This is a genomic window from Pseudomonas sp. ATCC 43928 (genome assembly GCF_005938665.2).
Classification (GTDB): Bacteria; Pseudomonadota; Gammaproteobacteria; order Pseudomonadales; family Pseudomonadaceae; genus Aquipseudomonas.
Window position 1 is genome coordinate 3,263,731 of the sequence record NZ_CP041753.1, and the last position, 13,277, is coordinate 3,277,007.

Below are 13,277 nucleotides of genomic sequence, written 5' to 3' on the forward strand. Positions count from 1 at the left end.
CCTCATCGTTGAGCGTTTAAGCAGCGCCTGGGGTGTTTGTTTTTGTGCGCTGCGCGGGAACCGACCGGTTAATTGTTTTTCCAGTCAACGGACGCTTCGAACGCTGCGGCCGCCTGGTAAATCGTGCCTTCGGCATAGTGCTTGCCCACCAGCATGAGCCCGACCGGCAGGCCGTCCACCAGCCCGCAGGGAATCGACATGGCCGGATGGCCGGTGATGTCCTGGGCTGAGGCGTTGCCGATCATTTCCAGCGCCCGGGCCACGTATTCCGTGATCGAGCAACCGGGTTCCGGATGAGGCTGGGCGATGATCGGCACGGTCGGCATCACCAGCAAGTCGTAGCGCGCCAGCGCCGCGTCGTAACCGGCCCGGGCCATGCGTGTGAGATTCTGCGCCTTGGCGTAGAAACGGCCGTTGTAGTGCTTGATGCCGTATTCACCGACAAACATGCACAGCTTGAGAGACGCGGACAGCTGATCCGCCTGCTCGCGCCACCCGGCTTGCTTGTCCAGCAACGTGAGGTCGTACAGGCCTTTCCAGTTAAAACCGGCGCCATTGCCGTGCATCATCTGCATTGTCAGGCCTTCACAGCCGATGGGGAGCCACAGCGAGCCGGCGATCTTGTGCTCCGGCACGGAGACTTCCTCGACATGCGCGCCGAGCCGCTCCAACTGGGCGATGGCGTTACGCACCGATGCAGTTACGCGCGGGTCCTGGTTGGCCAGCTGGAAACCTTCCTGCAGGATGCCGATCCTGAGCCCTTGCACGCCACGGTCCAGGTAATCGCTGTAGGTGTCGACCCGGGGCGCGGCCTGGCGTGGGTCGAGGCCGTCGGCGCCGGCCATGACTTCCAGCATCAACGCGTTGTCGCGCACGTTGGCCGTGATGGGCCCGGCATGGTCGATGGTCGCTTCGATCGCCATGATCCCGGTGTAGGGCACCAGGCCGTGGGTCGGCTTCATCCCGTAAGTACCGCAGAATGCCGAAGGAATCCGAATGGAGCCGCCCTGATCGCCGCCGACCGCGAGATCCACTTCGCCGGCGGCCACCAGTGCCGCGCTGCCGGAAGAGGAACCACCGGAGGCGAAACCCTGACGATAGGGGTTATGTACCGGTGCGGGGTCAGAGGTGTGACTGCCACCGGACAGGCAGTAGTGCTCGCACGTGGCCTTGCCGAGAATGGTCGCCCCCGCATCCAGTAAGCGCGTGACCACGGTGGCATCGAACGACGGGACGAAACCTTCGAGTGGCGCGGCACCGTTCATCATGGGGACGCCGGCCAGGGCGATATTGTCCTTGAGCGCGACGGTTTTGCCCGCCAGCTTGCCTTGCGGTGCGCCGTTGACTTCGGTGCGGTAATACCAGGCGTTCAAGGGGTTGTGGGCCGCCGAAGGGCGGTAGCCGGAACTGCGCTCGTAACGGACGGGCGGCACGCAATCGGGCAGCTCGTCGATCAGGTCGTAGGCGTCGAAGCTCGACTGCATCAGGGCCAGGTATTCACTGGCTTGTTCACGGCTGAGCTGCATGTGCAGGCCGTTCGCGATGTCCAGTAAGTGTTCAAGGGTGGGACGAACGATTGCCATGGTGGGGCTGTCCTTATCGTGGTGGCCTGGGGTTCAAGATAATCCGTGCCTCTGCGCGGTGGCTTGGTTGAAAAAGACACCGACTTGGTTGAGCCGGACATCCTTGCGCCAGGCGCAGGAAGGGTGTCCGGCGGCTGTCTGCTGGACAGTTGGCTAGAACACGTGCGCGTAACGCAGGTTCATGCGGAAGTCCTCTTTGGCGCCGTTATCCACTGAAAGGTCCTTGCCCAGCTGCAGCTGGAGCTGGTCCTGGGGGGTGACGAATTTGGTGGCTGTCAGGCGGAAGTTGGTGGTGCCCATTTCGTCGTCCTGGTTGACACGCGCGACGCTGGTTTCACCGCCCCAGGTACGCCCGAAGCCGACGCCGAATGCCGTGGTGGCGTCTGGCATGTAACGGCCCATCACCTGGGCAGCGTAGGACACGTCCTGCTTGAGGCGGTCGCCATTGGCGCCGTAATCGGTGTTATCGCCATACCAAGTGGCACCGCCGACCAGGTCCATTGCCCACTTCTCCGTGAAGTGCTTGACGTAGGCGCTCTGCAGCTCGAATTTCCAGCGGTTCTCACCGAGGTTGAGCGCGTCGTTCTTGTCGTAGGTACCGGAAGGGACATACACATAGGGGGCGATACTGAGGGTGTCGCGGGCTTCGTTGAGCCGCCACTTGACCGGCGCGGTGAGGATCAAGTCGCCGACGCCCCGGGTACTGCCGAGTGTCGAGGCATCGCCGCCAGTGGAAACGTGCCCGAAGGGCAGGAGGAATTGCGGGTCGATGGTGACCGTTTCACTCAGCGCGTACACATGGAGCAGACGCAGGATGCCGACGTCCGAGCTCAACCTGAAGTCCGAGCTGGCCTTATGGCCATTGGCGTAGGCCGAGTCTGTGGTGGAGTGCTGGTAGTAAATCGCGCCGATGGTAGCGCCGACCGGGTATTGCTCGTAATCGCCAGGGGCCACCTCACCAGCGTTCGCGTGGAGTACGGGCAACAGCGTGGAGAGTGTCAGCAGACGGATCTTATTCATCTTTTATTCCTTGCACGGCAAGGCCGTGCCGCCCGGGCAGGGCGGCAAAACGGCAGAAATTCGGGGTTTTAGACGCCGGCCAGGTTCAGGATGCAGGCGATTGCGCGTCGCGCAGCATTCCGGTCTGCGGGTGACAGTTGATGTACTCGAACACCTGGCTCTTGGCGTCCGACACCGACACTTCGTGGTACAGCCGCAATTTCTTCAGGCCCGCCGCGACACGGAAGAAGGTCACGAAAATTCGCAGATGGGTGGGGTGGGATTCCGCCCAGCGTTCGAGCTTCTCGATCGAGCGCCAGTGACCGATGTTGTAGCTCACGTCGAGGAAGTTGCCGTCCAGGTCGATATTGCGCACGAAGCGGTTGCTGTAGCAGCCCAGGGGTTGGCCGTTGTCACGCAGGAAGTCCATGCCGTCCTGCAGGGTCGGCAGGATCTCGTCGAGGTACAGTGAACGTTCTTCAGCCTCGGCGTCCGCCCAGTCCTGGCCTGAGCGAATCAAGGCGAGGTTGTCATGCCCCATGATCACCACCCGGCCACCCTTGGCGGGATCACCCGCGACCACTTGCAGCTCGCTGGTGGGCATCATCCAGTCTGTCTGGGAGATCGGGAAGCGGTCGCGCATCGAGCCCCAGTAGCCGTGTTCTTCGATTTCACTACTGGTCGTATCCATTACCGCGCCGACGCCGGGCAGGTTGTCCTGGAAGGCGTACAGGGTCTCAAACTGCTCGGCGCGCGGGGCGCTGATTTCACGGAAATAGCCAAGGCCATCACTCAGCCGATCCGACGAAGCCCACCAGTCATTCACCTCCGGTGAACGCAACCAGCGACAGTGGGCCGCCGGGTCTTTCCAATACCCGACGACAATCAGATTGTCGAAACCGCTGTTGTCGGTGTGGTGGGTCAAGTCGTGGTTCTGCGGGCCATTGGCCAGGCTGAAACTGCCGACGATATGACGCATCGCCTGCAATGCGGCCTCGCGCTGTGCATCGCCTTGATACTGCACGCCGAAGTACCCCATCACTACTTGTTGCAGTTGCTCGTCAGCGCGTGCCACCCACATCGGAAACGGTGGCTGATACTCATCTGGCACGCGGCGGGACAGGGTGCGTGGGCATTTGAGATGTTTGTCGATTGCAGATTCCATCTTGAGCTCCTCGTTTTTTTTCAGGCAAGCGGTTTGGATTCACGCTTCGGCGGCGGGGTGCGCTTGGCGACCTGCCGTCGATGCAGCAGCTTCATGGCTCCCCATTCAATCAACCAGTAAGCCGACTCCTCAGGCACGAGATCGCGCATGTGCAGAAGCCAGGATGAGTCAGGCAATTGTTTTGAATATTGTCGGTCCATGGGAGGCCTCATCAGCAGGGGGATGAGCTGCTGTGAGGTGAAAATTAGGCTGGACGGCGATAGGCCGCTTTGTTCGTCAGGACAACCGTTTGGTTGTAAAAGACAACGCCGACACACGCGGCGCGGCCATGATCGGCATTGGTGCACCCACGCCGAATACGTCAGGCACTCTGCCTCTAAGTGGGGATTTTGAGGTGTTCTCGCGTCACGTTGGCCGGGCGAAAACCTCGATGGCAGTCTCTTCGCAGAGCCCTTCAGGATCGGCATGAATGCGCTTGGCCTGTTAATTGCTGCGATAAAGCCGTTAGAACTTCTCGCGCTCTTACTGCAAGGTTGTACTGAGGTCCGTGGCATGAACCCAAGCACTCAATATTCGACCCTCGCTGTCGCGGCCCCGCGCCGCTTTGATTATTGGAAGGAAGTGGTCTGCCGCCATTGCCTGGCGGCCGATAGCAAACCTTTGTCCCAGAGCAGTTTTGATGGCTCGCTTGCAGTCAATACCGTGGGTGATCTGGACATTTGTTCGCTGTCTGCACCCCTGCATTACTGGGAACGCTCCGAGCAGCATCTGCGCAGTGGTCCTTCCGAAGATTTATGGTTGGGGTTCTCTCGAAATGGCCACGGCCAGATTGAACAGGGCGGCAGAAAAGCCAACCTGGCGGCGGGCAATTTGTTTCTTTATGACGCAACTCAGGCGTTTCGATTCAGCTTCGGTGGCACTGAAAACCACCTGGTGCGCATTCCGCGAGCCTTGCTCGTCGAACGCCTGCCACGTATCGCCGATTACACCGCGATGGTTCTCGACGAGCGGCGTCCGGGAGTCATTCCATTGCGTGAAATGTTGCGTCAGGCCGCGAGTGCGCCGGCATCGTTGCAGGATGAGGCCATCTCGAACCGTTACTCCAGCGCTTTGCTCGACCTCCTTGTCATCAGCCTGGAACTCCAGGACTTGAAGATCAGTCACGATGAGCTGGATCTCTACGGCCGCATCATGAAGTACATTCAACGGCACTTGACCGAGCCGGACCTGTCGATTGAAGTCATCGCGCAGGCCCACAATGTGTCCACCCGCACCGTCACCCGAGCCTTCGCCCGTTACCAGAAGACCCCCGTGGCAGAAATCTGGAAAGAGCGCCTGAATGCCAGCCGTGAAGCGATCGAGCGCGGTCAGGTGCGCAGTGTGTCCCAGGCGGCGCTGGACTTCGGGTTTTCTGACTTCTCCCATTTCAGCCATGCGTTTCGCAAAGCATTTGGCGTTGCGCCCAATACCCTGTTGCATCGAAATTGAGTGATGCCCCGAAGGACAGTGCCCTTGCGCTTGAACGCTCTTCTGTGAAAGCGCAGGGTGTTTCCTGCGGGGCGTTCTGTTTGGACCGGGGGACATGGTGGACACATGTTCGGAGACATAGTGGACAGTTAACGAAGCCGTTTACCTGATATTACGGATCGGGCGTTCATCTCAATTTGTGCAATGCGATGCCTACCCAGTAGACATCGTGCTTGCCGTCCTCCAAGGTCCTGCGCAAGCCCACACGCTCACCGGTAAACGCCCGGGCCCAGCTTGAGCTCCTACCCTCACCAGTTGAGCTCCCCGTTGGCTTGCACTGTTCGCACTTCGTCATCATCGCCGTACTCCAGTTCCGCCGGTACCTCCTGATAGCACAGCTCGCTTTGCCGGTACCGGGAGGCAGGAACGTTAAAATCCAGAGCTTGGTGTGGACGTTGGTGATTATAGATTTCCCGCCATTGGTCTGTTACGGTCGACGTATATCTAATACTTTCAATCATGTTCAGACCACTTTGCACGTCAACCACGCCCCCCAGAAAAGGCTGCTGAAGAAACGGGTAGCGTCTCCAAATCCGGCGTCATGCAAGAGATTTTGAACCGCCGCCTCGGAATGTGGAGGATCAGCGCCTTGAAGGATTTTCCCAAGCTTGACCTTCACTTCATCCGGGCTGGCTCCATGCTGCCGCCACCGCTGCCCCCAAGCCGCAAGCAGTAGCGGCTGGCTGGCATAAGCGTATTGATTCCCCGCGACAATCAACGGCGCCCCCGGTTTTAGATGAGCCCGAATGGATCGTAAAATTTGTCGCTTGGTTTCATCTCCATCGAGATGATGGAGTACCCCGATCAAGGTCGCTGCGTCGTATGACTCGTCTGCTGCCAGGTCTTCAACATGCCCAAGATGCATGGCCGTTCTTTCAAGCAAGTTGTTTGCCTCTAATTGCTGCTTTGCAGCCTCCAACATCGGCTCGGACGGATTAACGGCCGTGAAGCGCCAACCCGGCTCAAGCTTGGCCATAGCAACAATTTCCTGCGCCGTACCGCCAGCGCCAACTACAAGTATTTTTGCCGAACGTGCAGTGCCCAGGCTTGCCGCCAGCATGCACGCCGCCAAGTCTTGGCAGGCGTCATATCCTGCTAGCGCAATACGGCTCTGTCGTCCGTACTCAATGGCTCGTGAGGTATCAAATTTTTCTGAGTTGAGAGGGGATGATTTCAAGGCGGTTCTCCATGTCCTGAAATCAAGCTACGCCAGACACAGCAATAATAAAAATTCATTAATTTTATGTGGAGCATTCCTGAAGGGAATGCATACCTCAAAAAATTGCATCGTCGGATCAAGTCCAATGGCTGTTACCCATGTTTGGACTATTCGAGCGTATTGCCTGATGGAGAGATGATCCGGGTCATCCACAGCGATCGGCAGTGCGCGTGGGTCGGGCGCAAGTCAAGGGGGGGAGGGACGCTTTGGTCTGGTCGTGCGGCGTTGGGAAGGTATGTATGATGACGCATCTATTGTTACCGATGGTCCCCATCCGCCGCTCAGAACCGCCCCGACGAGGCTATTGCAGCGGTGCACTTGTATTAAGGGGTCTATTTTATGGCCTACATGTCGTCCAAGCTCAGTGGTCAGTCGCCCGAAGTGTTTCACTTGGAGACTAGCGACACCAGTGGCTACGCCGTGGATTGGCACGCCCACGACTGTCATATGCTGCTGTTACCACGCCAGGGAGGGCTATTTCTGTCGACCGAAAGCAGCCAAACTTCTCACGTTTCGCCCCGGTTGTTTTCCTTTGTGCCGGCAGACTTTGCACACGCAACCCAAGCGGTTCCGGGGCGGGAGAAACATATGACCTTGTATGTCGATCCCTCTTACATCAAGCATCAAGGACAGATGAACGGTTACAGCGGTTTCGCCAAACAGGTAAATCGATCGGGGATCTGGCAAGGAACAGAGACGCTGGAAAGTATCTTGCGCCTGTACGACCAACTGCAAGGCAGTGCATCCGCGGAGGCCTTTCAGCGCCAATTACCCCATCTCAATCATCTGCTCTTCGAGGAGTGCGCGCGGGTTATCGCTTGTCAGCAGACTCAGCCGCAGCCGAGTGAACATCAGCAGCAGGCGACGCTGGTTCGCGACATACAGCGCTACATTCAGGAGAATCTGGAAACAGATTTGGATATTGAGTCGATTGGGCATGAGTTCCACCTGTCACGGCGTCACCTTACTCGTATCTTCAAAGACATTACGGGCGAAACCCTGCTGGATTTCACCAACCGCACCCGAGTGGAAACGGCCGCCCGGCTTGTTTCATGCACTTCACTATCGATCCTCGAAGTCAGCCTCGCGGTAGGCCTGGACTCCCCCTCATACCTTGCTCGACTGTTCAAGCGCCACCTGGGTCTAACCCCAAGCGGGCTACGCAAACCCCGCTAACGATCTGGCCCAAACGGGCGCATGGACGGCCCGATCAAGCGCTTTCGCCAAAATGATGCTGGCCACAATAGACCTCGTCTCCAACATTGAGAGGTCACAATGAACGACGTGGACGTTGTAGAAGTCTTCAAGTCCAGCCAGGGAGGCGACAAACGGGTATCCATCGCAATCGGTGCCGCCGGGCTTGGCGCTGAGCCGATCATGACGATGGCATGCGCCAATCTGCGACTCATAGCGACCAATAACGGGCCGGGCAGACTGAGTTATTGGCAGGAGCGAAAAGCAAAAGAAGTCATGATGGAAAACCTTGATTGCGGCATTCAGGTTTCGGCCGTAGCCAAGGAGTGTTCCTTGTCACGAAGTCATTTTTCCCGAGCTTTCAAGAATGCTACGGGCCACTCCCCACGTGATTGGCTTCAGCTTGCAAGATTAACCCGAGCGAAAGAATTCCTTGAGCAAACTGATTTTTCTATTTCTCAAGTGGGGTTGGAGTGCGGGTTTGCTGATCAAGCCCATTTCACCCGAATGTTCTCCAGTAAATTCAATATGCCCCCAGGAAAGTGGCGGACACAAAAAAAGTCCCAGCTGTAGGGGTGGATCCCCCCTGGAGAATCCATCAAGGCCACCACACCCGTCCGATTGTCAGTTGGACGGGTGTGGTGGGGGCTGCCATTGATAGCAGGCACTCCTTGTTGGTTTTCGGTCCGCTATTTTTGATGGCTTGAGCAGGTAAAGTCCGAAGGGTCGAACCGATCGGTTGTGTCCATCCGGATACTGCGCAGGCTCACCGTTTCCAGGTGTGACGCGTATAAAGGCTCCGAAAAATAGCTGATCAGGATGGAGCGTCGGCGTGCGCCGATCGAGTTCAGACTGCCCGCATGCACTAAATCGGCATCAAACACCAGGATGTCACCCGCGGAGCCTGAAAGCTGCACGGACCGGGACTCATCATTGAAGTCGTATGGCGGCGCTTCCTGGTCAGGGCGATGGCTGCCGGGAACGATACGTGTTGCGCCGTTCTCGGGGCCATAATCGTCGAAGTAAGCAATAGCGTTCACAATGTCGCCTGGCCGTTGGACCGACAAGTCGCGGTGCAGCTGCTGATGACCGCCACCTGCAAGGGGCTCGCGACCCTCCACCTGCGAGAGGAAAAACCGCTCTCCGATCAGCTCACCAACCACCGTCAGCAGCTCCGGCAGACGACACACCGCCTGAATCTTCGAATCAGAATCCAGCAGCGAATGGCGCCAATCCATGCCACGCGGCACTGGCCATTGGTCCGCCGGCTTCACGCCCGCATCGAACACGGCACGAAGGTCACCCAGCCACTCGGCTGGGATCGCTCGACGGAGCAGCGCAAAGCCATCTCGATGGAGTTGTTCGCGGTCAGTCATCGATTCCTCAATTCCCTTGCCACCAACGCATCAAAAATCCTGCAGTTGCGCGCGCAACTGATGGACATCATAGAAGAACAAAATGGTCAGCCTGTTCTTCGCGCTCGTTCAGATCTGTTCCAGCAACCAGGTACGGAACGCGATAAGCGATGGCAACATCTCGTTGCGCGGCGGGTAGGTCAGGTAGTAACTGCGCTGGCTGGCGAACGGCTGGTCGAGGCTGATCAGCTCTGCGTTGGCCAACTCGTCGGCCACTAGAATACGTGGCACCAAACCGATGCCGATGCCAGCCCTGACGGCCTGGATCAAGTGCGAGGTGAGTTCGAAACTCGGCCCCAGCCGCATCATTCGATGGGGCAGGGCGTGGTGGCTGAACCACTCGCCCCAGACGTTAGCGTTGTTTGCGACGTTGAGCAGTGTCTGTGCGCCAATGCGCTCCGGCGTCCAGGCGTCGTGGAGCTCGGCCACTTCTGGAGAAATGATCACCATCAGTTCTTCGGTGTGCAGGCGATGGCTGATCAGACCCGGCAAATCGGCATTGCCGACGACGATCGCGGCATCGATACCGCTGGTTTCGAAGTCGATGGCGTCGATCCGGGAATTGATGTGCACCAGCATGCCGGGATGGGTTTTGTAGAAGTCATGTAGGCGCGGCAATAACCACTTCGAGCCGAAGGTCGGCAAGGTGGCCAGGCGCAGGGTGCCGCTGCCGGATTGATAAGCCATGGCTTGCAACGTGGCGCTGCGGATGCGTCCGAGCGCTTCGCTCATTTCCCGCTGGTAGAGACGACCGACATCGGTCAACTGCACTTGCCGGCCTTCACGGCGAAACAGCGTCAGGCCCAGTTGCTGTTCCAGCGCCTGGACTTGCCGGCTCACGGCGCTTTGGGTCAGTGACAGTTCCATCGCGGCACGGGTGTAGCTTTCATGGCGGGCGGCGGCCTCAAAGGCCAGCAGCAACGACATCGAGGGCGTGAGGTGACGGTAATTCATTCGTAAAAGTCATCGATAGCGGCAGGATTATCCGTTTGTCCGGCGCCAGAGCCTACAGGATCATTGGCGTAGCCGACGACCTGAGGCTGACCCATTAATGCTCAGGCGACAAGTGTTTTGATTTTTTCCCATGATTAGACCGACAAGAGAACAGCCTGCGATGATCGCTCAGTTGCCCACCGTTGCACTCGCGGCAGACTACCCGGAATTTCTTCAGGCCCTGCGCGCCAGCGGCTTTCGTGGCCAGCTCAGCGCCGACTACGCCACCCGCACCGTGCTGGCGACCGACAACTCGATTTACCAGCGCCTGCCGCAAGCGGCGGTGTTCCCCATGGACGCGGACGACATCGCACGCATCGCGACCTTGATGGCCGAACCACGCTTTCGCCAGATCAAGCTGACCCCGCGAGGCGGCGGCACCGGCACCAACGGCCAGTCATTGACCGATGGCATCGTGGTCGACTTGTCGCGGCACATGAACACCATCCTGGAAATCAACGTCGCCGAGCGTTGGGTGCGGGTGCAGGCGGGCGTGGTCAAGGACCAGCTGAATGCCGCGCTCAAACCCCATGGGCTGTTCTTCGCCCCGGAGCTGTCGACGTCCAACCGCGCCACCGTCGGCGGCATGATCAACACCGACGCCAGCGGCCAGGGGAGTTGCACCTATGGCAAGACCCGCGATCACGTGCTGGAACTGCACAGTGTGCTGCTCGGTGGCGAGCGCCTGCACAGCCGGCCTCTGTCCGACGCGGAGCTGGAAGTGGCATGCACGCAATCCGGCCGCATCGGCGAGGTGTACCGGACGGCGCGGCACATTCAGGAAACCCAGGCCGACCTGATCGAGTCGGTATTCCCGAAACTCAACCGCTGCCTGACCGGTTACGACCTGGCGCACCTGCGCGACGAGCACGGGCGTTTCAACCTCAACAGTGTGCTGTGCGGTGCGGAAGGTTCGTTGGGCTACATCGTCGAGGCCAAGCTCAACGTGCTGCCGATTCCCAAGTATTCGGTGTTGGTGAACGTGCGCTACAGCAGCTTCATGGATGCGTTGCGCGACGCTAATGCGTTATTGGCGCACAAGCCGTTGTCCATCGAAACCGTGGACTCCAAAGTGTTGATGCTGGCGATGAAAGACATCGTCTGGCACAGCGTCGCCGAGTACTTCCCGACGGACGCCGGGCGCGCGACGCTGGGCATCAACCTGGTGGAGTTCAGCGGGGAAGACCTGGCGGACGTAAATGCTCGCGTGGCGTCGTTCGTGGAGCATCTGCAGGCCGACACGACGATTGAGCGACTGGGCCACACCCTGGCCGAAGGGGCCGAAGCCGTGACCCGCGTATACACCATGCGCAAACGCTCGGTCGGGCTGCTGGGTAACGTTGACGGCGAGGTTCGCCCGCAGCCTTTCGTCGAAGACACCGCCGTGCCACCGGAGAAACTGGCTGACTACATCGCTGAGTTCCGCGCCTTGCTGGATAGCCATGGCCTGGCCTATGGCATGTTCGGTCACGTCGATGCCGGTGTGTTGCATGTACGTCCGGCGCTGGATATGAAAGATCCGGCCCAGGCCGCTCTGGTCAAGCCGATTTCCGATGCCGTGGCCGAGCTGACCCGGCGTTATGGGGGGCTGCTGTGGGGTGAGCACGGCAAAGGTTTGCGTTCGGAATATGTCCCCGAATTTTTTGGCGAGCTGTACCCGGCGCTGCAATCGCTCAAGGGCGCGTTCGACCCGCACAATCAGCTCAATCCCGGCAAAATCTGCACTCCGCCGGACGCCGCCCAAGGCTTGCTCAAGGTCAACGAAGTCACGCTGCGTGGTGACCTGGACCGGCAAATCGACGAGCGCGTCTGGCAAAGCTTCGGCTCCGCCGTGCACTGCAACGGTAATGGCGCCTGCTACAACTACGATCCCAACGATGCGATGTGCCCGTCGTGGAAAGCCACCCGTGAACGCCAGCATTCGCCAAAGGGCAGGGCCTCATTGATTCGCGAGTGGTTGCGTCTGCAAGGCGCGGCCAATATCGATGTACTGCAAGCGGCCCGAGGCAAATTGTCGTGGCTGAGCGGGTTGCCAGCTCGGTTGCGCAACAACCTGGCGCGCTCGCGCGGCGAGGCGGATTTCTCCCATGAGGTCTACGACGCGATGGCGGGGTGTCTGGCCTGTAAATCCTGTGCGGGACAATGCCCGGTCAAGGTCAACGTGCCGGAATTCCGTTCGCGATTTCTGGAGCTGTACCACGGTCGTTATCAACGCCCGCTGCGCGACTATTTGATCGGCTCGCTGGAGTTCACCCTGCCTTACATGGCCTACGCGCCAGGTGTGTACAACGCGGTGATGAGCTCGAAATGGGTGAGCCGTCTGCTAGAGCGACAGGTCGGTATGCTCGACAGTCCGTTGATCAATCGCCATAACCTGCAGGCCACGCTGACCCGCTGCAAGGTCGCTGTCGCCAGTGTGCCAGCCTTGCGCGAGCTCACTGTCGCGCAACGCGAGCGCAGCGTGGTGCTGGTGCAGGACGCCTTCACCCGGTACTTCGAAACCCCATTGCTGGCGAGCTTCATCCAGTTGGCGCATCAGCTGGGTTATCGGGTGTTTCTGGCGCCCTATAGCCCCAACGGCAAGCCTTTGCATGTGCAGGGTTTCCTCGGTGCCTTCGCCAAGGCGGCGATCCGCAACGCCCATCAGCTCAAGGCGCTCGCCGACTGTGGAGTGCCGCTGGTGGGCCTGGACCCGGCGATGACCCTGGTCTACCGCCAGGAATATCAGAAAGTACCGGGGCTCAACGATTGCCCAAAGGTCCTGCTACCCCAGGAATGGCTCTGCGATGCGTTGCCGGAAAATCCGCATCCGGCGACTGATACCTTCCGTTTGTTGGCGCACTGCACCGAGAAAACCAATGTCCCGGCCAGCACTTCGCAATGGGAAACCGTTTTTGCCCGGCTCGGGCTCAAGTTGACGACTGAGGCGACCGGCTGCTGCGGCATGTCTGGAACCTACGGTCATGAAGCCCGGAACCAGGACACCTCGCGGACCATTTTCGAGCAGTCATGGGCCGGCAAGCTGGACAAAAAGGGTGAGGCGCTGGCGACGGGATACTCCTGCCGCAGTCAGGTGAAGCGCTTCGCCAACACGCAATTGCGCCATCCACTGGAGGTTGTGCTAGAGCGCATTGTTCAGCCAGTTCGCTGATGCAAACGCTGCGGCTGATTGCACGCAGCAT

At 59.3% G+C, this 13,277-nt stretch carries 12 protein-coding genes and 1 pseudogene; 4 read left to right on the plus strand and 9 right to left on the minus strand.

Going from position 1 to position 13,277, the window contains the following annotated elements:
• Positions 1–68: 68 nt before the first annotated feature.
• From FFH90_RS15000 to FFH90_RS15015, 4 genes are all read right to left on the minus strand, one after another.
• A complete protein-coding gene (locus FFH90_RS15000; RefSeq protein ID WP_018929036.1) occupies positions 69–1,583 on the minus strand; it encodes an amidase in 1,515 nt (504 codons plus the stop codon).
• Positions 1,584–1,736: 153 nt separating this feature from the next.
• Positions 1,737–2,603: a transporter gene (locus tag FFH90_RS15005; RefSeq protein WP_138867470.1), complete on the minus strand. Its 867-nt coding sequence runs from the start codon at positions 2,601–2,603 to the stop codon at positions 1,737–1,739.
• 85 nt (positions 2,604–2,688) lie between these two features.
• On the minus strand, positions 2,689–3,747 hold the full coding sequence (locus tag FFH90_RS15010) for a phenylacetaldoxime dehydratase family protein (RefSeq protein ID WP_138867471.1): 1,059 nt from the start codon (positions 3,745–3,747) through the stop codon (positions 2,689–2,691).
• Positions 3,748–3,767: 20 nt separating this feature from the next.
• Positions 3,768–3,947, minus strand: a complete 180-nt coding sequence (locus FFH90_RS15015) for a hypothetical protein (RefSeq protein ID WP_018929039.1) — start codon at positions 3,945–3,947, stop codon at positions 3,768–3,770.
• A 352-nt stretch (positions 3,948–4,299) separates the two neighbouring features.
• Between FFH90_RS15015 and FFH90_RS15020 the strand changes: the two genes are divergently transcribed.
• Complete coding sequence (locus tag FFH90_RS15020) at positions 4,300–5,235, plus strand: helix-turn-helix domain-containing protein (RefSeq protein ID WP_018929040.1); 936 nt, start codon at positions 4,300–4,302, stop codon at positions 5,233–5,235.
• Between the two features lie 287 nt (positions 5,236–5,522).
• Here FFH90_RS15020 and FFH90_RS30350 read toward each other — a convergent pair whose 3' ends face one another.
• From FFH90_RS30350 to FFH90_RS30355, 3 genes and pseudogenes are all read right to left on the minus strand, one after another.
• Positions 5,523–5,735, minus strand: a complete 213-nt coding sequence (locus FFH90_RS30350) for an integrase core domain-containing protein (RefSeq protein ID WP_225602743.1) — start codon at positions 5,733–5,735, stop codon at positions 5,523–5,525.
• A gap of 2 nt (positions 5,736–5,737) precedes the next feature.
• The gene (locus tag FFH90_RS15030) at positions 5,738–6,451 is read right to left on the minus strand and encodes a class I SAM-dependent methyltransferase (RefSeq protein ID WP_138867472.1); all 714 of its coding nucleotides are present in this window, start codon (positions 6,449–6,451) and stop codon (positions 5,738–5,740) included.
• Between the two features lie 108 nt (positions 6,452–6,559).
• A pseudogene (locus FFH90_RS30355) lies at positions 6,560–6,637 on the minus strand (integrase); the annotation flags it as partial.
• 195 nt (positions 6,638–6,832) lie between these two features.
• On the opposite strand from FFH90_RS30355, the gene FFH90_RS15040 reads away from it, so the two are divergent.
• Positions 6,833–7,669, plus strand: a complete 837-nt coding sequence (locus FFH90_RS15040; RefSeq protein ID WP_138867473.1) for an AraC family transcriptional regulator — start codon at positions 6,833–6,835, stop codon at positions 7,667–7,669.
• Positions 7,670–7,768: 99 nt separating this feature from the next.
• Positions 7,769–8,260: an AraC family transcriptional regulator gene (locus FFH90_RS15045; protein WP_064617675.1), complete on the plus strand. Its 492-nt coding sequence runs from the start codon at positions 7,769–7,771 to the stop codon at positions 8,258–8,260.
• A 116-nt stretch (positions 8,261–8,376) separates the two neighbouring features.
• On the opposite strand, the gene FFH90_RS15050 is transcribed toward FFH90_RS15045, so the two are convergent.
• Together FFH90_RS15050 and FFH90_RS15055 are read right to left on the minus strand one after the other, a co-directional pair.
• Positions 8,377–9,063, minus strand: a complete 687-nt coding sequence (locus tag FFH90_RS15050) for a phytanoyl-CoA dioxygenase family protein (protein ID WP_138867474.1) — start codon at positions 9,061–9,063, stop codon at positions 8,377–8,379.
• Positions 9,064–9,171: 108 nt separating this feature from the next.
• A complete protein-coding gene (locus tag FFH90_RS15055) occupies positions 9,172–10,056 on the minus strand; it encodes a LysR substrate-binding domain-containing protein (protein WP_086945559.1) in 885 nt (294 codons plus the stop codon).
• A 160-nt stretch (positions 10,057–10,216) separates the two neighbouring features.
• Here FFH90_RS15055 and FFH90_RS15060 point away from each other — a divergent pair, with 160 nt between their 5' ends.
• On the plus strand, positions 10,217–13,246 hold the full coding sequence (locus tag FFH90_RS15060; RefSeq protein WP_138867475.1) for an FAD-binding and (Fe-S)-binding domain-containing protein: 3,030 nt from the start codon (positions 10,217–10,219) through the stop codon (positions 13,244–13,246).
• Positions 13,247–13,277 lie beyond the last annotated feature (31 nt).